Consider the following 23,233-nt stretch of genomic DNA (forward strand, 5'->3'; position numbering starts at 1 on the left):
GGGCTCTCGAATCAGGCGGTCGCTCAGCGGTGTGCGCCGAGGTCGCGAATCGTTTGTTTGAGGGTTTCGAAGTCGTAGTCCGAGAGGCCGACGTAATCGAGAACCAAGGGCCCGATGCTGTTCCACTCGTGGTCCTCGGTCTGGTTGCCCAGCACCCGATAGGACGCACAGATGTGCTCGGCCATTTTCAGGATCCCCAGCAGGCTTTTCAGCTGGCTGTTGCGCGACGATTCATCGGTGAAGATCGCCAAGGCATTGTGATGGTTGGCGATGGCAGCGGTCACGTGCTCCGGCAGGCGCCAGGACTTGGCTGTGTAATAACCGACCACTGCGTGGTTAGTGTTGAACATCCGGTTCTCGGTGTCCACCACCCGGCATTCGGCACTGGCATTGGCGTAGGCCTCTTCCAGAACGCTCATGTAGTTCGGGAAACGCTGGAGCATCAAGGGTACGCCACAATCGTGGAACAGGCCCAGGGCGTACGCTTCATCGCCGGCCTGGGCGCCGATGCGCTTGGCCAGGGTCAGGCAGGTCATCGCCACGTCCTGGGCGGTGTCCCAGAAACGGTTCAGGGTGACGATGGTGTCGTCATTCATTTCGCCTTTGATCGACTGCGCGTTGATCAGATTGATGATCGAACGGCTGCCCAACAGATTCACCGCCCGCTGGATCGAGGCGATCTTGTTGCTCAAGCCGTAATACGGCGAGTTGACGATTTTCAGTAAAGAGCCAGAGAGGCCGGGGTCTTGGGAGATCAACTTGGCGATCACGTCCAGATCCGGGTCGGGCATATACTGCTCCATCTGCAAATCCACCATGATTTGCGGTTGGGCCGGCACGCTGATGCCTTGCAGGGACTGTCGGATCTGTTCAGTGGTCAGCTCTTGGAACATAAATACGCACTCAGGGTCAGGTGGTAATTCTAACCGTTATGAAGTTGGATCCGACATACCGGAGGGCCAATCGCAGGAACTTACAGTCGGCGTAGCGTTTGAAATCGCTTCGCTGGCAAGCCAGCTCCTACATGATCGCCGGCGTACCGATGAATTGTGGTCAACACAAAACCCTGTAGGAGCTGGCTTGCCAGCGAAGGCGTCTTCCGCGTTTCATCGCCACCCAGCCCGCCATCACCCTCAACACGCTATACTCCCGCTCTTTTTTCCGGAGCGACGTCATGTCCCTGCCTAGCCTGCGCCTCAAAGCCAACGCCGACCGACGCCTGCGAAACGGTCACCTGTGGGTCTACAGCAACGAAATCGATGTCGCCGCCACGCCGTTGCACGGTTTCAAGGCCGGTGACCAGGCGATCCTCGAAGCCGCCAGCGGCAAGCCGCTGGGCATCGTAGCCATGAGCCCGAACAACCTGATCTGCGCCCGCCTGCTGTCGCGCGACATCAAGTTGCCGCTGGACAAATCGCTGCTGGTGCACCGCCTGAACGTGGCCCTGTCCCTGCGCGAGCGCCTGTTCGACAAGCCGTTCTACCGCCTGGTCTACGGCGATTCCGACCTGCTGCCAGGCCTGGTGGTCGACCGTTTCGGCGACATCCTGGTGGTCCAGATTGCTTCGGCGACCATGGAAGCCCATAAAGAAGACGTGATCGCGGCGCTGACTCAAGTCATCAAGCCAAGCGGCATTCTGTTCAAGAACGATTCCGCCGCACGCGATGCCGAAGGCCTCAACCGCTACGTCGAAACCGTGTTCGGCCTGGTGCCGGAGTGGGTCGCGCTGGAAGAGAACGGCGTGAAATTCGAAGCGCCCGTCATCCAGGGCCAGAAGACCGGCTGGTTTTATGATCACCGCATGAACCGCGCACGCCTGGCTCCCTATGCCAAAGGCAAACGCGTACTGGACCTGTACAGCTACATCGGCGGCTGGGGCGTGCAAGCCGCCGCATTCGGCGCCAGTGAAGTGTTCTGCGTCGACGCTTCCGCCTTCGCCCTCGACGGTGTCGAGCGCAATGCCGCGCTGAACGGCTTCGCCGAGAAGATGACCTGCATCGAAGGCGACGTGTTCGAAGCCCTGAAAGAACTGAAAGCCAGCGAAGAACGCTTCGACGTCATCGTCGCCGATCCTCCTGCCTTCATCAAACGCAAGAAAGACATGAAGAACGGCGAAGGCGCCTACCGCCGCCTGAACGAGCAAGCCATGCGCCTGCTCAGCAAGGACGGCATCCTGATCAGCGCTTCGTGCTCGATGCACCTGCCGGAAGACGATCTGCAAAACATCCTGCTGACCAGCGCCCGTCACCTGGACCGCAACATCCAGATGCTCGAGCGTGGCGGCCAGGGGCCGGATCATCCGGTGCATCCGGCGATTGCCGAGACTCGTTACATCAAGAGCATCACCTGCCGGTTGCTGCCAAACAGCTAAAACCAAAAAAACACTGTAGGAGCGAGCTTGCTCGCGATGGACTCCAACGATAACGCTGGATGCCTGACACCCCGCGTCGTCTGTTCGCTTTTCGCGAGCAAGCTCGCTCCTACAAGTCCATGACATATCCAGAACTACTGTCACAGCGACAACCGCCAATCCCGCATCTACCGTTTCTCCTCACATCTCGGAAGAGGACAACGGAATGTCCAGCACGCCAAAAGCCCATTGTTTACGAACCGGTCGTTACGCTGAACACGGTCGTATCTATCTACTAACTGCTGTTACTCATAAAAGACAACCGGCCTTCAAGGATTGGCGCATTGGTCGGTTAGTGGTGAACGAGTTCAGAAGGGCTCAGGAAGCTGGCAATGTTACTTCCCTGTCCTGGGTGGTCATGCCGGATCACTTTCACTGGCTGGTTGAGCTGCATAACGGGGATTTGCCGAAACTGATGCAAGTCACCAAATCCCGCAGTGCGCGCTTCATCAATAACGAACGAGGCTTCTCAGCGCCCGTTTGGCAAAAGGGCTACTTCGATCGCGCCCTGCGTCGAGAGGACGATCTGAAAACGGTGGCTCGGTATATCGTTGCCAATCCATTGCGAGCCGGGTTAGTCGAGCATATCGGCCATTATCCGCTGTGGGATGCCATCTGGATCTGAAACACCCCCATTGTAGGAGCGAGCTCGCTCGCGATGGTCTTCAACGATAACGCTGGAAGCCTGACACCCCGCGGCGCTCTCAGGATTTTCGCGAGCAAGCTCGCTCCTACAGGCATTCCCTCCTGACGCCAGCCGTGTAGAATCGCCACATTCATCGCCAGTCATCCCCCGGCGGGTTTATGAGCTCAAGCTGAAGCGCGCGGCGATCCCGCAAAGTTATCGGCAAACATCAGGACACACGGCCATTTCCGGTGTTCCAGACGTCAATAGAAGCTCACTTCCCTTTTGATACCTGATTAGCCGCCCGGAGTGCTTCATGCCTGATTACCGCTCGAAAACATCCACCCACGGCCGCAACATGGCCGGTGCCCGCGCATTGTGGCGCGCCACGGGGATGAAAGATGACGACTTCAAAAAGCCGATCATCGCCATTTCCAACTCCTTCACCCAGTTCGTACCGGGCCATGTGCACCTCAAGGACCTGGGCCAACTGGTCGCACGCGAAATCGAACGCGCCGGCGGTGTAGCGAAAGAATTCAACACCATCGCCGTGGATGACGGCATCGCCATGGGCCACGACGGCATGCTGTATTCGCTGCCGAGCCGCGAGATCATCGCCGACTCCGTCGAGTACATGGTCAACGCCCACTGCGCCGATGCCATTGTCTGCATCTCCAACTGCGACAAGATCACCCCTGGCATGCTGATGGCTGCGTTGCGCCTGAACATCCCGGTGATTTTCGTTTCCGGCGGCCCGATGGAAGCCGGCAAGACCAAACTGGCCAGCCACGGTCTCGACCTGGTCGACGCCATGGTGATCGCCGCCGACTCCAGCGCTTCTGACGAGAAGGTTGCAGAGTACGAGCGTAGCGCCTGCCCGACTTGCGGTTCGTGCTCCGGCATGTTCACCGCCAACTCGATGAACTGCCTGGTTGAAGCCCTCGGCCTGGCATTGCCGGGCAACGGTTCGACCCTGGCCACCCACAGCGACCGCGAGCAACTGTTCCTGCAGGCCGGCCGCACCATCGTCGAGCTGTGCAAGCGTTACTACACCGACAACGATGAGTCGGTGTTGCCGCGCAACATCGCCAATTTCAAGGCGTTCGAAAACGCCATGACCCTGGACATCGCCATGGGCGGTTCCACCAACACCATCCTGCACTTGCTGGCCGCGGCCCAGGAAGCCGAGATCGATTTCGACCTGCGCGACATCGACCGTCTCTCCCGTCACGTGCCGCAACTGTGCAAAGTCGCGCCGAACATCCAGAAGTACCACATGGAAGACGTGCACCGCGCCGGCGGGATCTTCAGCATCCTCGGCTCGCTGGCCCGTGGCGGCCTGCTGCACACCGACCTGCCGACCGTGCACAGCAAGACCCTGGCCGAAGGCATCGCCAAGTGGGACATCACCCAGACCGACGACGAAGCGGTGCATCACTTCTTCAAGGCCGGCCCGGCGGGCATCCCGACGCAAACCGCGTTCAGCCAGTCGACCCGTTGGGAGACCCTGGACGACGACCGTGAAAACGGCTGCATCCGCAGTGTCGAACACGCTTACTCGAAAGAAGGCGGCCTGGCCGTTCTGTACGGCAACATCGCGCTGGACGGCTGCGTGGTGAAAACCGCCGGCGTCGACGAGTCGATCCATGTGTTCGAAGGCAACGCCAAGATCTTCGAAAGCCAGGACAGCGCCGTACGCGGCATCCTCGCGGATGAAGTGAAGGCCGGCGACATCGTGATCATCCGTTACGAAGGCCCGAAAGGCGGCCCGGGCATGCAGGAAATGCTGTACCCGACGTCGTATCTGAAATCCAAAGGTCTGGGCAAAGCCTGCGCATTACTCACTGACGGCCGCTTCTCCGGCGGCACCTCGGGCCTGTCCATCGGCCATGCTTCGCCGGAAGCGGCTGCTGGCGGTGCGATCGGTCTGGTGCAGGACGGCGACAAGGTGTTGATCGACATTCCGAATCGTTCGATCAACCTGTTGATCAGCGATGAAGAGATGGCTGGGCGTCGGGCTGAGCAGGATCAGAAAGGCTGGAAGCCGGTGGAGAAGCGTCCACGTAAGGTGACTACCGCGTTGAAGGCCTATGCTCTGTTGGCCACCAGTGCCGACAAGGGTGCGGTGCGTAACAAGGCGATGCTTGATGGGCTGTAAGCGTTAACCATCGAACATAAAAATGCCCCGCCAAGTGCGGGGCATTTTTGTTTGCATCTATCTCTTGTAGGAGCGAGCTTGCTCCGGGCGGCGTTCCGACGATGGTCGTGAACGATGACGCGTACTATCTGATTTAACGCGTCGTCCTTGCGGCCTTCGCGAGCAAGCTCGCTCCTACAGTGAGCATCGTCTCTGACGATCTTTTGCGTTAATCCTGCGGGTCGAGGTTATCCAGCGCTTGGTTCACTGCCAGCTCGCCCAGCATGATGACTTGGGCAATTCCCAGCATCGTGCTGCGCTGAGAGCCTTCCAGCAGGCCGGCGAAATCGCTGGCCATGACATTGGCCGAGGCGAGGGATTCGCAGGCGTGGGCCAACAGGGTTTCGGTGTCGAGGCCAGGGGCGATGACGAATGTTCGGCTGGGTTTTCGTGGGGTGGCGTTGATGTGGGCTGACAGGTTGTCGGTATTTGGGGGATCGGGGGTAATTTTGAGCATAAATAAAACTCCTTACACCATAAGACAAGGAGCCATCACCCTCGCTACCAAACGAATGTATGGTCAGCCCATCTCATTAAGGTGGCGGCCATGCGCAGGTTGGTAGACCGGGGTGTAAGGAAACCGGCGCGCCCGAAAGCGCCCTGTGCATGACCACCATAAAAGCAGAGACGCAAGAACGTCTGCAAATCATGATGCTTTGCACCCTACACAGCCGGGCTACCAAACCCGATCGCTGATGTTCAACGACTGGTAGACGGTAGAGTCCGAGGGCAAGGCGCACAAGTCGGCGAATTCTGAAGTAGTCGTAGTCCCTTACGCAAGAACGTGCAGGTTGCGACTGTAGGAAGAAGTTGATCAAACAGAGGTTTTCATTGCACCGACTGGCCCCTTCGCGGGCAAGTCGAATCGTCGCACCGCCGCTCCCACAGGGGATCTTCGGTGTTCACACAGTCTGTGTTTCACCCGAGATCTTCTGATCGTTCCCACGCTCCAGCGTGGGAATGCCTCAAGGGACGCTCCGCGTCCAGTGACGCGGAGCGTCACGGGCTGCATTCCCACGCAAAGCGTGGGAACGATCAACAGATCCAAATCCTTACTGGATTTCTTGCGGCGTCACGATCACCCAGTTCTTGTCCGCCGTCACCGGCAACCCTTCCTTGGCCTGGGCCGCGGCGTTCTTGGCCATCATGCCTTGGATCTGGGTCATGTACTTGTCCTTGCGGTTGACCCACAGGTGGATGCCACCCTTGGCCACGTCGACGCCGTGAAACAGCATGTAACCGTCGCTGGTTGGAGTATCACCGCCGACCAGCACCGGTTTTTTCCACTCGTCGATGTAGGTCAGGATCGCCGCTTGCTTGCCGGCCATCCAGGTCGCCGGTGTCCACAGGTAGGGGGTCAGTTCGAGGTCGAGATTGGCTTTCTCGTCATACTTGCCGGCGGTGATCTGCTTGCGCGCCGTGGTCAGCTCGCCGGTCTTGGGGTCCTTGAGCAGCATGGTCACGCCGATCACGTTCTGCGGCTTGACGTTGTAGCCATACTGCGGATCAGACGCGACCATGCGCACCAGTTCTTCGGAGGCGGCGGTCATCACGTAGACCTCGATGCCGTTCTCCATCAGCTTGGCGTAGAGCTCTTTCTGGCCAGTGAAGATCTTCGGCGGATTGACGTCGATGGTCTTGACCACGTCGCCTTCGTAATGGGTGCTCGGCACCGGTTTGCCGGACGCCATCAGCTCGTCGACATAACCCTTGAGCTCCTTGAGCGTAAAGCCGGAGAACACTTGGGCGACCCATGGATAGCAGACCATGTCGTCAAGTTCGCAGAGGCGATAGTAGTAGCTGAACAGACTTTCCTTGTGTTCGGCGGTGTCTTTGAACGGAATCAGTTTCAGGGAGGGGTCGAGTTTGTCGCGAGTGATCAGGCCTTTGTTTTCCATGAACGGCAGCAACGACTCTTCAAGGTCGTAGCGATAACTGGTGTTGTCCATGTCGAACACCGCGTAGTTGCCCTTGTTGGCGTTGGCGGCGATCATCGCGTCCAGCGCCTTGGCCTGATCAGCTGGCCAGTGTTTAAGATCCGTGGCGAGTGCCTGGCCGGCAAGGCCCAGGCAAAGTGCTGCAACCAGAAATTTCGGTGCAAATCTCATCGTCAAATCTCCCTGATTCAAAGAGATCGACGCTAACAAATAAGTGTGACACTCCTCGCCTGCCAACGACCGCCAACGTGCCTATCGCGTCAGCCGCATTCCTGAAAGCGACATCTTCTTATTCCAAAAACGACAGTATTCAGACTTTTTTGATATTAATTCATTAGATATCAAGCTGTTAGGCTTGCCGGTTCGCAGCTGCCCCGGAAGGTGGCTGGCACAAGTCTTTATCGGAGTTTTCATGAATCTGCCGCTGATCCTCAATCTGCTGGTGTTCCTCGCCTTACTGTTCGGTCTGGCACAAACCCGCCACTCCACTTGGAGCCTGGCGAAAAAAGTCCTGCTGGCGCTGACGCTGGGCGTGGGTTTTGGTGTCGCGTTGCACACGATTTACGGTGCCGGCAACCCGGTGCTGAAGGCCTCGATCGGCTGGTTCGACCTGGTGGGCAACGGTTATGTGCAGTTGCTGCAAATGATCGTGATACCGCTGGTGTTCGCCTCGATCCTCAGTGCCGTGGCCCGTCTTCACAACGCTTCGTCGCTGGGCAAAATCAGTTTCCTGACCATCGGCACGCTGTTGTTCACCACCGCCATCGCCGCGCTGGTCGGTATCGGCTTGACCAACCTGTTTGGCCTGACCGCCGAAGGCCTGGTGGCCGGCACTCAGGAAATCGCCCGGCTGCAAACGATCCAGACCGACTATGCCGGCAAGGTCGCGGACCTGAATGTGCCGCAGCTGTTGCTGTCGTTCATCCCGCAAAATCCGTTCGCCGACCTGGCGCGGGCCAAACCGACTTCGATCATCAGCGTGGTGATCTTCGCTGCGTTCCTCGGGGTCGCGGCGCTGCAACTGCTCAAGGATGACGTTGAGAAAGGTCAGAAAGTGATCAACGCCATCGACACCCTGCAAGCCTGGGTGATGCGTCTGGTGCGCCTGGTGATGAAGCTGACCCCGTATGGCGTATTGGCGCTGATGACCAAGGTGGTCGCCGGCTCCAACCTGCAGGACATCATCAAGCTCGGCAGTTTTGTCGTGGTGTCTTATATCGGTCTGGGCCTGATGTTTGTGGTGCATGGCGTGCTGGTCTCGGCCGCCGGGATCAATCCGCTGCGCTTCTTCCGCAAGATCTGGCCTGTACTGACGTTTGCCTTCACCAGCCGTTCGAGTGCCGCGACCATTCCGCTGAGCATCGAAGCGCAGACCAGCCGTTTGGGCATTCCACAGTCCATCGCCAGTTTCGCCGCCTCGTTCGGCGCGACCATTGGCCAGAATGGCTGCGCCGGTCTGTACCCGGCGATGTTGGCGGTGATGGTGGCGCCCACCGTGGGCATCAACCCGCTGGATCCGCTGTGGATCGCGACCCTGGTGGCGATTGTGACGCTGAGCTCGGCCGGGGTGGCCGGGGTGGGTGGCGGCGCGACGTTTGCCGCGCTGATCGTGTTGCCGGCGATGGGGTTGCCGGTGTCATTGGTGGCGTTGCTGATTTCGGTCGAGCCGCTGATCGATATGGGGCGTACGGCGCTGAATGTCAGCGGGTCGATTGCGGCGGGGGCGATTACCAGCCAGGTGATGCAGCAGACGGATAGAGAGTTGCTGGGTGCGGATGAGCATTCGGAGCTGGCGCACGCTTGATCGGCGCCTGATAGATCGCTTTCGCTGGCAAGCCAGCTCCTACAGGGGTTGTGTCGTTCGCAAAAGACGCGATCAATACACATTCTGGAGCTGGCTTGCCGGCGAAGCTTTTAAGCTTTTTCCCACACTTCAAAGTTGTAGGCTGGCTTATCCCCTTCCGCCGGATTCGGCACATTCGACACCAACTTCCACTGCCCCGCATCAACCTCCGGAAACCACGCATCCCCTTCCGGGCTCAACGCCACACGCGTCAAATACAGCCGATCCGCCTGCGCCAATCCCTGGGCATACAACTGCGCCCCACCAATCAACATCACCTCATCGACGCCCTGCTCGTTCGCCCATGCTTGTGCGCGAACAATGGCGGCCTCCAGCGACGGATACACCTCGGCGCCTTCCAGCACCAGATCCGCCTGACGGCTGACCACGATGTTCAACCGGCCCGGCAGCGGGCGACCGAGGGAATCCCAGGTCTTGCGCCCCATGATGATCGGCTTGCCGAGGGTGGTGGCCTTGAAATATTTGAAATCCCCCGGCAAGTGCCAGGGCATGCTGTTGTCGACGCCGATCACACGGTTTTCACCGAGGGCTGCGATCAGGCTGAGGGGAAGTGATTTAGTCATGCCGGCGAGGATACCAGAGCCTCCCGTACCCCGATAAGCGTCACAGCGGTTATGCTCACGACTCAATTGAGCGACGGGATGCCGCGTGACTGAACTGAATAACCTCTGGCTGACGGAAACCATTCGCCTGCGCGAAGAACACGCCGGCCCCCTGGATGATCTGGAAGCCAATCGACTGGCCCGTGCCGCGGGCGGCGACCTGCCGACCCGGATTCAACACCGGGCCCTATGGCTGGCCGAGCGTGACGGACTGACCAATGCCCTCCAGCACTGGCTGCAAGGTGCACGACTGGCGCTGATCGTCATGGCGGTGCTGGCCGTGGTCAGCGGCGCCGGCCTGGCATTTGCCGCGCTGGGGGACGGGCAGACGCCGGTGAATGTGTTCTGGGCCCTGGGCAGTCTGCTCGGGCTGAACCTGATTTTATTGCTGAGCTGGGCGCTGGGCCTGGTGTTTGCCGGTGAACACGGCGCAACGCTGGGACGCGTGTGGCTGTGGCTCAGTGAAAAACTCGCCCGCGATGCCAAGGCGGCGCAACTGGCGCCGGCCCTGCTGCTGTTACTGCAACGACACAAACTCAATCGCTGGGCGCTTGGCGTACTGGTCAACGGCTTGTGGTTACTGGCGATGCTCAGTGCCTTGGTGATTTTGCTGATGCTGATGGCGACCCGGCGTTACGGCTTCGTCTGGGAAACCACTATTCTCGGTGGCGAAACCTTCGTCGCCATGACCCAGGCCCTGGGAGCACTGCCGGCCCTGCTCGGGTTCAGCGTGCCCACCGTGGAGATGATCCGCGCCAGTGGCGATGCCGCGCTGAATATCGAAAGCGCCCGCCAGGCCTGGGCGGCGTGGCTGGTGGGGGTGCTGCTGGTCTACGGTGTATTGCCGCGCTTGCTGCTGGCGCTGTTCTGCCGCTGGCGCTGGAAAACCGGCCAGGCAACCTTGCAGCTGGATTTGAACCTGCCTGGCTACGCCCAATTGCGCGAACGACTGATGCCCACCAGCGAACGGCTGGGCATCAGCGATGCCGCCCCGGAACACCTGCACCAGATTGAAAACGGCAGCAGTGACCTGCCGAGCGATGGCGCGTTGCTGGTGGCAATCGAGCTGGACGATCAACGCCAGTGGCCGCCACAACTGCCGAAAACCGTGAGCAACGCCGGCATCCTCGACAGCCGCGAATCCCGCCACAAACTGCTGGAACAGCTGAGTCGATTCCCCCCTGCGCGCCTGGCTATCGCTTGCGATCCGCGCCGTTCGCCGGATCGCGGCAGTCTGGCACTGATCGCCGAACTGGCTCGCGGCGCCAGCGCCACCCGCGTCTGGCTGCTGCCAGCGCCGCCCGGCGAAGCGCTGGATGCCGCGCGCCTCGGCGACTGGCACGTGGCATTGCAACAGCTGGACCTGCCGTTCGCCGACAGTGCGCCGCTGAACTGGCTGGAGACCGGTCATGACTAAGCCCTGGAAACCGCCATTGAAGCTCGCCGTGGTCGGCCACACCAACGTCGGCAAAACGTCGCTGCTACGCACCCTGACCCGGGATGTCGGTTTCGGCGAGGTCTCCCATCGACCCAGTACCACCCGCCACGTTGAAGGCGCGCGGTTGTCGGTGGATGGCGAACCCTTGCTCGACCTGTTCGACACGCCTGGCCTGGAAGACGCCATTGCCCTGCTCGATTACCTCGAACGTCTGGAGCGGCCCGGGGAACGCCTCGACGGCCCGGCGCGCCTGGCACGATTCCTTGAAGGCAGCGAAGCCCGGCAACGCTTCGAACAGGAAGCCAAGGTGCTGCGGCAACTGCTGACCTGCGACGCCGGCCTCTACGTGATCGACGCCCGCGAGCCGGTGCTGTCCAAGTACCGCGATGAACTGGCCGTGCTGGCCAGTTGTGGCAAACCGTTGCTGCCGGTGCTCAACTTCGTCAGCAGCGCCAACCATCGCGAACCGGACTGGCGGGAGGCGTTGGCGCGCCTGGGCTTGCACGCACTGGTGCGTTTCGACAGCGTCGCGCCGCCGGAGGATGGCGAACGTCGACTTTATGAAAGCCTCGCGCTGCTGCTGGAAAATTCCCGCGAGCAACTGGAGCGCCTGATCGCCGATCAACAAGCCCAACGGCTGGCGCGTGAGCAGAGCGCGGCGCAGTTGATCGCCGATCTATTGATCGATTGCGCCGCCTGCCGACGCAGCGTGCTGAGCAACGCCGAGCAGGAACAGCGCGCCATCGACGAACTGCACAAAGCCGTTCGCCAACGGGAACAACGTTGCGTCGAAGCCCTGCTCAAGCTCTACGCCTTTCGCCCCCAAGACGCGTCGGCCACTGATCTGCCGCTGCTCGACGGCCGTTGGGGTGACGATCTGTTCAACCCGGAAACCCTCAAGCAACTGGGCGTGCGGGTCGGTGGCGGTATCGCGGCCGGCGCGGCGGCCGGGGCCGGGGTCGACTTACTGGTAGGCGGGCTGACCCTCGGCGCAGCAGCGCTGGCCGGGGCGATTGCCGGCGGAGCGCTGCAAACTGCCCGTAGTTATGGCAGCCGGTTGATGGGCAAGATCAAAGGCCAGCGCGAACTGACCGTCGATGACAGCGTGCTGCGGCTGTTGGCGTTGCGCCAGCGACAGCTGCTGCAGGCGTTGAATGCGCGTGGGCATGCGGCGATGGACAGCATTCAGGTGGCTACCCCACAGGACAAGACCTGGCGCGAAGGTAAACTGCCCGAAGCGCTGAACAAGGCCCGGGCGCATCCGCAGTGGTCGTCGCTCAATCCACAGGCGAAGTTGAGTCAGGCGGAAAGGCAGGAGCAGGTTGAGGTGTTGGCGCGGCAGTTGTAAACGCCGCAGCAGTTGTGGTGTTTGGGGGGCCCTATCGCGGGCAAGTCGGATCGCCGCACAGCCGATCCCGCAGGGTCCGTGTCGGTCACAAAACCTGGTAGGAGCGAGCTTGCTCGCGATGGACGTTAACGATGACGAGGGCTGCCTGGGTGAACGCGGCGCCCTTGAGTTGTTCGCGAGCAAGCTCGCTCCTACACAGCGAAGAGGCCGCGCCTCGGTTTCATACAATTACGCACTCAGCAGGCGCACTGCTTTTTCCTTCAATACCGCAAGATCCATCACCGGCACCGACATTTCCTTCGCCTGCTCATCCCACTGACGCATCCGCAGGCTGATCTCGCACAACGGATCCTGCTCAAACGCCTCAGCTTCTTCAGCGGTCATCACCCCACCCTGATATTCCAGGGTCCGGCGACTGGCTTCGCTCAAGCGCTCGTAATACCCGGGCTCTTTGAGCGTCAGATAACGCTTGGCCTGGACGTGGTACTCCACCAGCCGCGCCATCCGCTCGCTGAAGCCTGCGCGCCGCAGGTAGTCCGCACCGAGGCGTTCATGGCTGACTACCCCGAAACCACCCATATTTTCGGCATTCTCGGCGGGGCAGATATGGCCAATGTCATGAAAGAACGCCGCCAGTACGACTTCATCATCATAGCCTTCGGCCATGGCCCGTTCGGCCGCCTGGGACATGTGCTCGATCTGCGACACCGGTTCGCCGATGTAGTCGCTGTCGCCAAAGCGCTCGTACAAAGCGAACACTTCGGCGATCACTTGCTCGTTGCGTTGCATCAGATTTCCCCCAGTAAAACGGTCCCGACCCCGTGAACCATAGACACCCTGCCTGCATTCCACCACTTGCACTTTGCAGCCCAGCGTTTGCTCGGCCCGTTCGATCATCCAGTCGCCTACCTGCTCGACATACAAGAGACCGCTATCGCGAGCAAGCTCGCTCCCACAGGTTTCGAGGTGTTCACAAAATCTGCATCCACCCTAGATCCCCGTAGGAGCTGGCTTGCCAGCGAAGAGGCCCTGTCAGCCAATAAAGATCTTATTTTGCAGCCACTTTCTCTGACTTGCCGTCATACCGCTTGCGCCACTCAGTCAGGATTGCATCGCGATTCTTCGACGCCCAGGCAAAGTCGTTCTTGATCAGACGCTGCTCATAATCCGCCGGCAACTCAGTCTGTGGCTTCGCAATGCCCGGCTGCGCGAGAACCGCGAAGTTTTCTTTATAAAGCTCCATCGCCGCCGGGCTCGCAGAGAAGTCCGCCAGTTTTTTCGCCGCCTCTTCCTGCGGTGTACCCTTGATCACTGCAGTGGCTTCGATCTCCCAGCCCAGCCCCTCTTTCGGTAGGATGATGTCCAGCGGCGCGCCCTGGCGCTTGAGCTGAACAGCCGGATATTCGAACGAAATGCCGATCGGGAACTCACCCGAAGCCGCCAGCTTGCAAGGTTTGGAGCCGGAGTGAACGTACTGGCCGATGTTCTGGTGCAGGTCGTCCATGTACTGCCAGCCCTGCTTCTCGCCGAAGGTTTGCAACCAGGCACTGACGTCGAGAAAACCGGTGCCGGACGAGGCCGGGTTGGGCATGACGATCTTGCCTTTGTACTCAGGCTTGGTCAGGTCCTGCCAGCTGACCGGTTTAGTCAGTCCCTGCTTCTCGGCTTCGACCGTGTTAAAGCAAATGGTCGCCGCCCACACGTCCATACCGACCCAGGCCGGAGGGTTGGCGGCGTCGCGGTAGTTGACGCCGATCTTGCCCAGGTCCTGCGGCGCATAGCTTTGCAGCATGCCTTGCTGATCCAGAATCGCCAGGCTCGATGCCGCCAAGCCCCACACGGCGTCGGCCTGCGGACGGGCTTTTTCCGCCAGCAGCTTGGCGGTGATGATGCCGGTGGAATCGCGCACCCACTTGATCTCGACGTCCGGGTTGGCCTTTTCGAAGGCTTGCTTGTAGGTCTTCAGTTGTTCGGCTTCGAGGGCGGTGTACACCGTCAACTCGGTTTTCGCCGCAAAGGCGTTCAGGCTGAAAGCGGTGAGGACAGCAGCGGCCAGGGCCAAAGGCTTGAACATGGTGCAATTCCTGTGTGAGTTGAAGGTATGAATCAATGACCGGGCGCGGTCTGCCGCCAGGCCTGGGAGCGACGCAGCAAACCGCGCGAAGCCCAGGCCAGCAGCAGGGACACGCCCGCCGAGGTGAACAGAATCAGGGTCGACATGGCCGCCGCGCCGCCGACGTTGCCGGCGTCGTCCATGTTCAGCACCGCCACCGCCGCGAGGATGGTGTCCGGGCTGTAGAGGAAGATCGCCGCCGAGACGGTGGTCATGGCCGAAACGAACAGGTAGCGCACGATGTCCAGCAGCGCCGGCAGGCAGATCGGCACGGTGACTCGCAAGTAGTGCCGATACAGGGGTGCCTTGAGCGACAGCGCGGCGGCCTCGAACTCGGCATCGAGCTGACGCAGCGCGGTGGTGGCGGTCATTTGCGCGGTGGTCAGATAGTGAGCAATGGTACAGACCACCAGCAGGGTCATGGTCCCGTAGAGCACATGCAACGGGTTGCCGGTGAGGTTGAAAAAGAAGACGTAACCCAGGCCCAGCACCAGGCCAGGTACTGCCATCGGTACGAAACTGAGCATGCGCAGTGTCAGATTCAATCCACGCTGGCCCTTGGTTTTTTCCATCAGGTAAGCCCCGGTGAAGATCAGCACGCTGCCGATCAACGCCGTGCACAACGCCATTTTCACGCTGTTGCCATAGGCCAGCCAGCCGCCGCCCGCCGTGTCGTTGAACTGGTAATGGTTGAGCGACAGCGACAGGTTGTACGGCCAGAATTTGACCAGCGACGAGAACACCGCCATGCCGAATACCAGCAGCAATACTGCACAGATCAGGACCACGATGGCCAAGTAGCAACCGTCACGCAGTTTCGACGGTGCTGGCTGAAAGACTTGCGCCCGACCACTCATGGAGTCGCCGTGACGTCGACGCAACCAGGCGTCGACACCGAAGCTGAACAGCGCCGGCAACAGCAGGACCATGCCAATCAAGGCGCCGCGACCGAATTGTTGCTGGCCGACCACGGCTTTGTAGGCTTCCAGCGCCAGCACCTGATAGTCGCCACCGACTACCACGGGCACGCCGAAGTCGGTGATGGTCAGGGTGAACACCAGACAGAACGCCGCGAACACCGCCTGACGCGTCGCCGGCCAAGTGATACTGCGGAAAGCTTTTGCAGGACTGGCGCCCATGCTGGATGCGGCATCGAACAGTCGCGCATCCGCCAGGGACAGGGCCGACAGCAAAATCATCAAGGCGTGGGGGAAGGTGTAGATGACCTCGCCCAGAACAATGCCCCAGAAACCGTAGATATTGTCCGAGAGCAAACCACGCAGCATGCCCTGGTTACCGAACAGATAAACCAGTGCAATGCCCGGCAGCATCGATGGCGCCATCAATGGCAATAACGACATGCCACGCCAGATGCCCTTGCCGGGAATCAATGTGCGTTGCAAGGCGTAGGCAAACAGGTAAGCCAGCGGTACGACAATCGCCGCGACGCTGAGGGAAACCTTTAGGCTATTGCCCAGCAGCCAGTGGAAGTTGGCACTGGTCACCAACTCACGGGCGGCGACCAGTCCACCGCCCTGCCCGGCTTCCGAACTGAAGCCGCGCCAGAAGATCGCCAGCAATGGCATCAGTACCGCAATGCCGAGCAATACCAGCAAAAGGACTTTGCCGCCCACGACGAACAACCGGTCGCCGATCTCGGCACGGGAGGCCTGCCGAACCTGCTTGTGCGGCATCGGCAGCGCGATGTTCGCGCTCATCAGGCAAACACCTGCAGGCTGCGTGGAGGCAAGGCCACCATGATCTGCTGCGCCCCCAGACGCGGCATGGCTTCCGGCGCCAGCTCCGCCAGCAACGCATGGCCTGGCAGTTGATCGAGCTCAAAACTCATGCGGCAACGGTTGCCGAGGAAGGTGATCTCGCGGACCTTGGCCGGGAACAGGTTTTCTTCATGCACCGGCGGGTTGACGTTGATCGCTTCCGGGCGGCAGAACAGACGACCCGAGGCGGCTTTTGCGCTGCCTTCGGCCAGGCGCATGTTCATCCCGCCGACCTGCGCATGGCTGTCGCTGCTACGGCTGAACGGCAGCCAGTTGCCCTGGCCGACAAACTCCGCCACAAAGGGTGTGGCCGGGCGGTCGTAGATTTCCTGCGGCGTGGCGTACTGCTCGACCTTGCCGTTGTTCATCACGGCGATGCGGTCGGCCATCAGCATGGCTTCGTCCTGATTGTGCGTGACCATCAAGGTGGTGATGCCGAGGTTGCGTTGCAGTTGGCGCAGTTCGGTGCACAGATGCTCACGGACCCGGGCATCCAGTGCGGACATCGGCTCGTCCAGCAGCAACAAGGACGGCGCCGGAGCCAAGGCACGGGCCAAGGCGACACGTTGCTGTTGGCCGCCGGACAATTGGCCGGGGTACTTTTTCTCACTGCCGATCAGGCCCACCAGTTCCAGCATCTGCGCGACACGCTTGCGCACTTCATCGCGACCACTGCCGGCGAGGCCGTAGGCAATGTTCGCCTCGACGGTGAGATTGGGGAACAACGCGTAGGACTGAAACAGAATGCCGTAGTCCCGGGCCTGAGGTGCCAGGCGGGAAACGTCGCGGTCACCGAGATACAACTCGCCGCTGTCCTGCTGCTCAAGGCCGGCAATGCAGCGCAGCAAAGTGGTCTTGCCGCAGCCCGACGGGCCGAGCAGGCACACCAGCTCACCGGCCGCGACGTCGAGGGAAACGTTATCCAGCGCGGTGAAGGCGCCGAAACGCTTCTGCACGCCGCGCACTTTCATCGGGGCGCCGGGATTGGTCAGGGCAGTTGCGATCGAGTGGTTCATGGACAGGCCTCATCAAGCAGATGAAGGCCATCCTAGGGATGTAATGCGTACGTCATGTGGCAGTGAGGCAAAAATGGCTGATAGTGGTATTCGGGGATTTGGGTTGGGTTGGGTTGGGTTATGTGTTGTCTGGCCTGGCCTCTTCGCTGGCAAGCCAGCTCCTACAGGGGGACGCGATACCTGTAGGAGCTGGCTTGCCAGCGAAGAGGCCAGCACAGTCAGCACAAAACTCAGACCGGAGCCATTTCCTGCGCCAACCCCAGAAACGCCGCCGGTAACCGCGCCCCTTTCCGCTCCTTGAGGCAATACAAATACTCGGGCATCTGCGGCGCATTCTCGATGGTCAACACCCGCAACTGCGGATCATGAGGCACTTCCTGCCGGGCAATGATGCTGATCCCGATGTTGCGCAACACCGCCTCGCGGATCGATTCACGGCTGCCGATCTCCAGCAACGGCCCGAAACTCACTCCGGCGCTGGTCAGCAACTCCTCGGTCAATCGCCGGGTGGTCGAGCCCGATTCACGCATCAACAGGGTATGCCCGGCCAACGCCGTCAGCGGCACATGATCGTGAACGGCCAGCGGATGATGGCGATGCACCGCCAGTACCAACGGGTCGCTACCGAGCACCCGGCGAATCAGCCGCGCATCATTGAGCAACTGCGACGACGCCGCGACATCCACCCGATAATCCTCCAGCGCCTCGAGCACCTGTTGGGAGTTGCCGATTTCCACCGACACTTCCACCTGCGGCAGACGCTCGCGGAAGGTCTTCACCAGATCGAGGATGTAATAGGGTGCAGTGGCGGCGATGCGCAACGTGCCCTGAACCTGACCGCTGTTGCGCAGGAAGAACTCGATATCGGCCTCCTGCTGCAACAGCGCCTTGACCATCGGCATCAACCGCGCGCCTTCATCGCTGAGGCTGAGGCGGCGGCCGCCGCGGTAAAACAGTTCTACCGAGTACTGACTCTCCAGATTGCGGATCTGGGTCGTCACCGTCGGTTGGCTAAGGCCAAGCTTTTTCGCCGCCAGGGTTATGCTGCCCAGGCGGGCAACCATGTAAAACGCCTTCAGCTCGGCACTCAGCACTGCCTTCCCTCATTGTTTATTTGCGCAACAGGCGCAAACCGTTGAACACCACCAACAGGCTCACGCCCATGTCGGCGAACACCGCCATCCACATGGTGGCGATCCCGGCGAAGGTTACCCCAAGAAAGATCGCCTTGATCACCAATGCCAGGGCAATGTTCTGCTTCAGGATGCGCGAAGTCTGACGGGACAAACGGATGAAGGCCGGGATCTTGCGCAGATCATCGTCCATCAAGGCAACATCGGCGGTCTCGATGGCGGTATCGGTGCCCGCGGCGGCCATGGCGAAACCGATCTCGGCCCGGGCCAGTGCCGGCGCGTCATTGATGCCGTCGCCGACCATGCCGACTCTATGGCCTTGTGCATACAGCGCTTCGATGGCTTGCAGCTTGTCCGTTGGCAATAGATCGCCTTGGGCCTGATCGATACCGACTTGCGCGGCAATGGCCTGGGCGGTGTGAACGTTGTCGCCGGTGAGCATCAGGGTTTTGACACCCAGGTCATGCAGTTGCTGGATGGCTTCGCGGCTGGATGCCTTCACCGTGTCCGCCACGGCGAACAGTGCCAGCGGGCCGGATTTGTCGAGCAACAGCACCACGGACTTGCCCTGTTTTTCCAGGGCGAACAGTTGTTCTTCCAGCGCAGGCGAGCACAGGCCCAGATCTTCCACCAGGCGGTGGTTGCCCAAGTGGTAAGTCTGACCGTTGATCTCGCCGCGCACACCGCGACCGCCGAGCGCCTCGAAGTTATCCACAATCAACGGCGCAGCGTGTTTATCCACAGCCGCATTGGCGATGGCCATCGATACCGGGTGATCCGAACGACCGGCCAGCGCCACGGCAATGGCCGGCGCCGATTCATCTGCGGTCGGATCAAGGGACAGAAAATCGGTCTGCACCGGTTTGCCGTGAGTCAGGGTGCCGGTCTTGTCCAACGCCAGGTAATCAAGCTTGTAACCGCCCTCCAGATACACGCCGCCCTTGACCAGTATCCCTTTGCGCGCCGCCGCCGCCAGGCCGCTGACAATGGTCACCGGGGTGGAAATCACCAGGGCACAGGGGCAAGCGACCACCAGCAACACCAGCGCGCGGTAGATCCAGTCGAACCACAACGCCTCCATGAACAGCGGCGGAATCACGGCCACCGCGATGGCCAGGACGAACACTGCCGGCGTGTAGATTTTCGAGAACCGGTCCACAAAACGCTGGGTTGGCGCCCGCGCGCCCTGGGCCTGTTCGACGGCGTGGATGATGCGTGCCAGGGTCGAATGGTCGGCCGCGGCGGTCACTGCGTATTCCAGAGAACCCGACTGATTGATGGTGCCGGCGAACACCTTGTCGCCAATGGTCTTCTCGACCGGCAAGCTTTCGCCGGTGATCGGCGCCTGGTCGATGGTCGAATTGCCCGAAACCACTTCGCCGTCCAGACCGATTCGCTCGCCGGGACGCACTCGCACTCGCGCCCCCAGCTCGATGGTCTTGACGTCCTGCGCCACCCAGCTGCCATCGGCCTGCTGCACCGTGGCCTGCTCCGGAGTCATCTGCATCAGGCCGCCAATGGCATTGCGCGCCCGGTCCAGCGACCTGGCTTCGATCAACTCGGCCACGGTAAACAGGAACATCACCATCGCCGCTTCCGGCCACTGGCCGATCAGGATCGCGCCAGTCACCGCAATGCTCATCAGCGCATTGATGTTCAGATTGAGGTTTTTTAACGCAATCCAACCCTTCTTATAGGTGCCGAGGCCACCACTGAGGATCGAGACCAACGCAATGACGGCCACCACCCAGTCGGGTGCGGCACTGGTGAAGTGGATCACCTCGGCAGCCACCGCGCTGACACCGGACAACGCCAGCGGCCACCAGGGCTTTTTCCCGGCAACGGGCGCCGGTGCTTCCACGCCCTGCTCCAGCGGCTCGGCCTGCATGCCAAGGGACTTGATCGCGTCGATGATCGGCGCGGTGTCCGGCAGGTTGTGGGTCACCCCCAACACGCGGTTGATCAAATTGAATTCAAGCTGTTGCACACCCGCCAGTTTGCCCAGTTTGTTCTGGATCAGCGTCTGTTCGGTCGGGCAGTCCATTGCCTCGATGCGGAAACTGCTGAGCCGCGCATCGGCACTCGGCGCTTCGCTCAACTGGACCAGTGCAGGCGCCGCTGTTGTAGACGAACAGCAGGCATCACCATGACCGCCATGCACATGTTGAGGAACGGGCTTGAGTTTGCTGCTGCAGCAATCATCTGCGGCATCGGGCTTGTGGGTATGCAGGGAATCGCTCATTGGTTACGTCCATGAAGGTGCCTGTTGCCAAGTAAAGACCCTGTAGCCACTATAGGGTCAAGCACTCTTCTGGAGATTGTCCCGATGAAAATAGGAGAACTGGCGAAACTCACCGACTGCGCCGTGGAAACCATCCGCTATTACGAGCGCGAAAACCTGCTGCCGGAACCGGCCCGCAGCGACGGCAACTACCGGGTCTACACCCAGGCTCATGCCGAGCGCCTGACCTTCATCCGCAATTGCCGCACCCTCGACATGACCCTCGAGGAAATCCGTAGCCTGCTCGCGCTGCGCGACAGCCCGCAGGATCAGTGCGAAAGCGTGAATGCGTTGATCGATGAACACATCCATCACGTCAAGGCGCGGATCGATGGGTTGCTGGCGTTGCAGACGCAATTGATCGACCTGCGCCAACGCTGCGGCGAAGGGCCGGATATCGATCAGTGCGGGATTTTGCAGCGGTTGGAGGTGAGTGGCGGGGTTGTGGCGACGGAGACGGAGCATTCCCATGTGGGCCGTAGTCACGGCCACTAAACACACCACAGATGATCGTTCCCACGCTCTGCGTGGGAATGCAACCATGGACGCTCCGCGTCCACTGTGACGCAGAGCGTCACGGGATTCATTCCCACGCGGAGCGGGGGAACGATCAGATACGGTCAGGTTGCGTTAGACCGCCATCGGCGCGGTCATCGGCGCGTGGTGTTCGTAGCCTTCCAGCGAGAAATCGCCCGGTTCGATCAGCTCCAGCCATTCCGGCTGATACTCACCGGTCTTGGCGAACTCCGGCACACGGTCGGAAATCACCAGTTTCGGCATCGGGAACGGCTCGCGCTTGAGCTGTTCATTCAGCATGTCCAGGTGGTTCTCATAGACATGGGCGTCGCCGATGAAATAGGTGAACCAGCGCGGCGTGTAACCGGTCAGGCGACCGATCAGGCTCAGCAGCGCGGCACCTTCGGTGAGGTTGAAGGGTGTGCCCAGGCCCAGGTCGTTCGAGCGAATGTAGAGGGTCAGGGAGATCTCTTTGGTCTCGACATTCGGATGGAACTGATACAGCAAATGGCAGGGCGGCAGGGCCATCTCATCGAGCTGGGCGACGTTCCAGCCGTGGAACAGGATGCGGCGGCTGCCCGGGTCCTTGATGATGGTGTCCACGCATTGGCGGATCTGGTCGATCGCCTTGTACAGCACCACGTACGCCTGGCCATCTTCTTCGCCTTCGGCGATCTGGCGATAGCCCTGGCTCAAGGTCTGCTCGATGGCGGCCTGGTTGCTGACCGGGATCTGCTTGTACGCCGGCCATTTGCGCCATTGCACGCCGTAGATCTCGCCGAGGTCGTCTTCGCCCTGACGGAACGGGTTGGCCAGCCACTGGGCGTTTTCGTTGGCGTTCTGGTCCCAGACCTTGCAACCCAGGGCGCGAAATTCGGCGGCGTTGTTCACCCCGCGCAAGAAACCACACATCTCGCCAATGGCGGATTTGAAGGCCATCTTGCGGGTAGTGATCGCCGGGAAACCTTCCTTCAGGTCATAACGCAGCATCGCGCCAGGAAAGCTGATGGTGTTCACGCCGGTACGGTTGGCCTGTTTGGTGCCGTTCTTGATGACGTGGGCGACCAGATCGAGATATTGCTTCATGAATTACCTGTGTCCTTGAACCCGGGGTCGTCACCCCGGGGTTCGAATTTATACGGCTGCCGCGGGTGCCGCCGGCGCGCGATGATAGGCCAGCCAGATCAGCAGCAGACCGCCGACGATCATCGGCATGCACAGTACCTGGCCCATGGTCAGCCAGTTCCAGGCCAGATAGCCCAGTTGCGCGTCCGGAACCCGAACGAATTCGACGATGAAACGGAAGATGCCATAGAACAGCGCGAACATCCCGGACACCGCCATGGTCGGCCGCGGCTTGCGCGAGAACAGCCAGAGGATGGCAAACAGCGCCACGCCTTCGAGGGCGAACTGATACAGCTGCGACGGGTGACGCGCCAGTCGCGCCGGGTCGGTCGGGAAGACCATCGCCCACGGCACGTCGGTCGCCTTGCCCCACAACTCGGCGTTGATGAAGTTGCCGATACGCCCGGCACCCAGGCCGATCGGTACCATCGGTGCCACGAAGTCCATCAACTGGAAGAACGACTTGCCATTCTTTTTACCGAACCACAACGCCGCCAGCATCACGCCGATGAAGCCGCCATGGAACGACATGCCACCCTTCCACACCTCGAAGATCAGCGTCGGGTTGGCCAGGTACGCGTTCAGATCGTAGAACAGCACATAACCCAGGCGGCCGCCGACAATGACGCCCATCGACATCCAGAACACCATGTCGGAGAGTTTCTCCTTGCTCCAGGTCGGGTCGAAGCGGTTCAGCCGGCGGGACGCCAACCACCATGCGCCGCCGATGCCGATCAGGTACATCAGGCCGTACCAGTGGATTTTCAGCGGACCGATGGCCAGGGCCACCGGGTCGATCTGCGGGTAAGGCAGCATTGCGACTCCTCGTTAGAGTTGAAACCTTCAAAAT

19 protein-coding genes are annotated in these 23,233 nt (G+C 60.7%); 7 read left to right on the plus strand and 12 right to left on the minus strand.

What is annotated here, in order from left to right; translation table 11 throughout:
• Positions 1–23: 23 nt before the first annotated feature.
• The gene (locus F8N96_RS15840; protein ID WP_191635362.1) at positions 24–839 is read right to left on the minus strand and encodes an HDOD domain-containing protein; all 816 of its coding nucleotides are present in this window, start codon (positions 837–839) and stop codon (positions 24–26) included.
• 335 nt (positions 840–1,174) lie between these two features.
• Between F8N96_RS15840 and F8N96_RS15845 the strand changes: the two genes are divergently transcribed.
• From F8N96_RS15845 to ilvD, 3 genes are all read left to right on the plus strand, one after another.
• Positions 1,175–2,371, plus strand: coding sequence for a class I SAM-dependent rRNA methyltransferase (locus F8N96_RS15845; RefSeq protein ID WP_150767638.1), 1,197 nt, complete (start codon positions 1,175–1,177; stop codon positions 2,369–2,371).
• 205 nt (positions 2,372–2,576) lie between these two features.
• On the plus strand, positions 2,577–3,035 hold the full coding sequence (locus F8N96_RS15850) for an REP-associated tyrosine transposase (RefSeq protein ID WP_150798589.1): 459 nt from the start codon (positions 2,577–2,579) through the stop codon (positions 3,033–3,035).
• 316 nt (positions 3,036–3,351) lie between these two features.
• Positions 3,352–5,193 (plus strand): dihydroxy-acid dehydratase, encoded by a 1,842-nt coding sequence (ilvD, locus tag F8N96_RS15855; protein ID WP_150798590.1) that lies wholly within the window; start codon positions 3,352–3,354, stop codon positions 5,191–5,193.
• Positions 5,194–5,401: 208 nt separating this feature from the next.
• Here the strand turns inward: ilvD and F8N96_RS15860 are convergent, their stop codons facing one another.
• Positions 5,402–5,689 carry a DUF6124 family protein gene (locus F8N96_RS15860; protein ID WP_007995493.1) on the minus strand — a complete coding sequence of 96 codons (288 nt, stop codon included), beginning with the start codon at positions 5,687–5,689 and terminating at the stop codon, positions 5,402–5,404.
• Positions 5,690–6,284: 595 nt separating this feature from the next.
• Positions 6,285–7,340, minus strand: coding sequence for a haloacid dehalogenase-like hydrolase (locus F8N96_RS15865; protein WP_150798591.1), 1,056 nt, complete (start codon positions 7,338–7,340; stop codon positions 6,285–6,287).
• Positions 7,341–7,581: 241 nt separating this feature from the next.
• On the opposite strand from F8N96_RS15865, the gene F8N96_RS15870 reads away from it, so the two are divergent.
• Positions 7,582–8,973, plus strand: a complete 1,392-nt coding sequence (locus F8N96_RS15870; RefSeq protein ID WP_150798592.1) for an L-cystine transporter — start codon at positions 7,582–7,584, stop codon at positions 8,971–8,973.
• A 110-nt stretch (positions 8,974–9,083) separates the two neighbouring features.
• Here F8N96_RS15870 and F8N96_RS15875 read toward each other — a convergent pair whose 3' ends face one another.
• Positions 9,084–9,596 carry a dihydrofolate reductase gene (locus F8N96_RS15875; RefSeq protein ID WP_150798593.1) on the minus strand — a complete coding sequence of 171 codons (513 nt, stop codon included), beginning with the start codon at positions 9,594–9,596 and terminating at the stop codon, positions 9,084–9,086.
• An 85-nt stretch (positions 9,597–9,681) separates the two neighbouring features.
• On the opposite strand from F8N96_RS15875, the gene F8N96_RS15880 reads away from it, so the two are divergent.
• A complete protein-coding gene (locus F8N96_RS15880; RefSeq protein ID WP_150798594.1) occupies positions 9,682–11,052 on the plus strand; it encodes a DUF2868 domain-containing protein in 1,371 nt (456 codons plus the stop codon).
• A complete protein-coding gene (locus tag F8N96_RS15885; RefSeq protein ID WP_150798595.1) occupies positions 11,045–12,421 on the plus strand; it encodes a GTPase/DUF3482 domain-containing protein in 1,377 nt (458 codons plus the stop codon). The genes F8N96_RS15880 and F8N96_RS15885 overlap by 8 nt, the downstream gene beginning before the upstream one ends.
• Positions 12,422–12,649: 228 nt before the next feature.
• On the opposite strand, the gene F8N96_RS15895 is transcribed toward F8N96_RS15885, so the two are convergent.
• From F8N96_RS15895 to F8N96_RS15920, 6 genes are all read right to left on the minus strand, one after another.
• Positions 12,650–13,210, minus strand: coding sequence for a phosphonate degradation HD-domain oxygenase (locus tag F8N96_RS15895; RefSeq protein ID WP_150798597.1), 561 nt, complete (start codon positions 13,208–13,210; stop codon positions 12,650–12,652).
• 259 nt (positions 13,211–13,469) lie between these two features.
• Positions 13,470–14,495 (minus strand): putative 2-aminoethylphosphonate ABC transporter substrate-binding protein, encoded by a 1,026-nt coding sequence (locus F8N96_RS15900; RefSeq protein ID WP_150798598.1) that lies wholly within the window; start codon positions 14,493–14,495, stop codon positions 13,470–13,472.
• A 32-nt stretch (positions 14,496–14,527) separates the two neighbouring features.
• The gene (locus F8N96_RS15905; RefSeq protein ID WP_150798599.1) at positions 14,528–16,252 is read right to left on the minus strand and encodes a putative 2-aminoethylphosphonate ABC transporter permease subunit; all 1,725 of its coding nucleotides are present in this window, start codon (positions 16,250–16,252) and stop codon (positions 14,528–14,530) included.
• A complete protein-coding gene (locus tag F8N96_RS15910) occupies positions 16,252–17,328 on the minus strand; it encodes a putative 2-aminoethylphosphonate ABC transporter ATP-binding protein (RefSeq protein ID WP_150798600.1) in 1,077 nt (358 codons plus the stop codon). Before F8N96_RS15910 ends, F8N96_RS15905 begins: the two co-directional genes overlap by 1 nt.
• 230 nt (positions 17,329–17,558) lie before the next feature.
• On the minus strand, positions 17,559–18,422 hold the full coding sequence (locus F8N96_RS15915) for a LysR family transcriptional regulator (protein ID WP_150798601.1): 864 nt from the start codon (positions 18,420–18,422) through the stop codon (positions 17,559–17,561).
• A 16-nt stretch (positions 18,423–18,438) separates the two neighbouring features.
• Positions 18,439–20,703, minus strand: coding sequence for a heavy metal translocating P-type ATPase (locus F8N96_RS15920; protein ID WP_150798602.1), 2,265 nt, complete (start codon positions 20,701–20,703; stop codon positions 18,439–18,441).
• A gap of 84 nt (positions 20,704–20,787) precedes the next feature.
• On the opposite strand from F8N96_RS15920, the gene cadR reads away from it, so the two are divergent.
• Complete coding sequence (gene cadR, locus F8N96_RS15925; protein WP_150767620.1) at positions 20,788–21,237, plus strand: Cd(II)/Pb(II)-responsive transcriptional regulator; 450 nt, start codon at positions 20,788–20,790, stop codon at positions 21,235–21,237.
• 135 nt (positions 21,238–21,372) lie between these two features.
• Here the strand turns inward: cadR and F8N96_RS15930 are convergent, their stop codons facing one another.
• Positions 21,373–22,344: a thymidylate synthase gene (locus F8N96_RS15930; protein WP_150798603.1), complete on the minus strand. Its 972-nt coding sequence runs from the start codon at positions 22,342–22,344 to the stop codon at positions 21,373–21,375.
• 48 nt (positions 22,345–22,392) lie between these two features.
• On the minus strand, positions 22,393–23,199 hold the full coding sequence (gene lgt, locus F8N96_RS15935; RefSeq protein WP_150798604.1) for a prolipoprotein diacylglyceryl transferase: 807 nt from the start codon (positions 23,197–23,199) through the stop codon (positions 22,393–22,395).
• Positions 23,200–23,233 lie beyond the last annotated feature (34 nt).

It is taken from the genome of Pseudomonas fluorescens (genome assembly GCF_902497855.1).
GTDB classification, from domain to species: Bacteria; Pseudomonadota; Gammaproteobacteria; order Pseudomonadales; family Pseudomonadaceae; genus Aquipseudomonas; species Aquipseudomonas fluorescens_BI.

Excerpts from the sequence above, each read along its gene's own strand:
- F8N96_RS15845 (WP_150767638.1), top strand. The coding sequence starts at position 1,175 with ATGTCCCTGCCTAGCCTGCGCCTCAAAGCCAACGCCGACCGACGCCTG.
- F8N96_RS15850 (WP_150798589.1), top strand. The coding sequence starts at position 2,577 with ATGTCCAGCACGCCAAAAGCCCATTGTTTACGAACCGGTCGTTACGCT.
- ilvD (WP_150798590.1), top strand. The coding sequence starts at position 3,352 with ATGCCTGATTACCGCTCGAAAACATCCACCCACGGCCGCAACATGGCC.
- F8N96_RS15860 (WP_007995493.1), bottom strand. The coding sequence starts at position 5,689 with ATGCTCAAAATTACCCCCGATCCCCCAAATACCGACAACCTGTCAGCC.
- F8N96_RS15865 (WP_150798591.1), bottom strand. The coding sequence starts at position 7,340 with ATGAGATTTGCACCGAAATTTCTGGTTGCAGCACTTTGCCTGGGCCTT.
- F8N96_RS15870 (WP_150798592.1), top strand. The coding sequence starts at position 7,582 with ATGAATCTGCCGCTGATCCTCAATCTGCTGGTGTTCCTCGCCTTACTG.
- F8N96_RS15875 (WP_150798593.1), bottom strand. The coding sequence starts at position 9,596 with ATGACTAAATCACTTCCCCTCAGCCTGATCGCAGCCCTCGGTGAAAAC.
- F8N96_RS15885 (WP_150798595.1), top strand. The coding sequence starts at position 11,045 with ATGACTAAGCCCTGGAAACCGCCATTGAAGCTCGCCGTGGTCGGCCAC.
- F8N96_RS15895 (WP_150798597.1), bottom strand. The coding sequence starts at position 13,210 with ATGCAACGCAACGAGCAAGTGATCGCCGAAGTGTTCGCTTTGTACGAG.
- F8N96_RS15900 (WP_150798598.1), bottom strand. The coding sequence starts at position 14,495 with ATGTTCAAGCCTTTGGCCCTGGCCGCTGCTGTCCTCACCGCTTTCAGC.
- F8N96_RS15905 (WP_150798599.1), bottom strand. The coding sequence starts at position 16,252 with ATGAGCGCGAACATCGCGCTGCCGATGCCGCACAAGCAGGTTCGGCAG.
- F8N96_RS15910 (WP_150798600.1), bottom strand. The coding sequence starts at position 17,328 with ATGAACCACTCGATCGCAACTGCCCTGACCAATCCCGGCGCCCCGATG.
- F8N96_RS15920 (WP_150798602.1), bottom strand. The coding sequence starts at position 20,703 with ATGAGCGATTCCCTGCATACCCACAAGCCCGATGCCGCAGATGATTGC.
- cadR (WP_150767620.1), top strand. The coding sequence starts at position 20,788 with ATGAAAATAGGAGAACTGGCGAAACTCACCGACTGCGCCGTGGAAACC.
- F8N96_RS15930 (WP_150798603.1), bottom strand. The coding sequence starts at position 22,344 with ATGAAGCAATATCTCGATCTGGTCGCCCACGTCATCAAGAACGGCACC.
- lgt (WP_150798604.1), bottom strand. The coding sequence starts at position 23,199 with ATGCTGCCTTACCCGCAGATCGACCCGGTGGCCCTGGCCATCGGTCCG.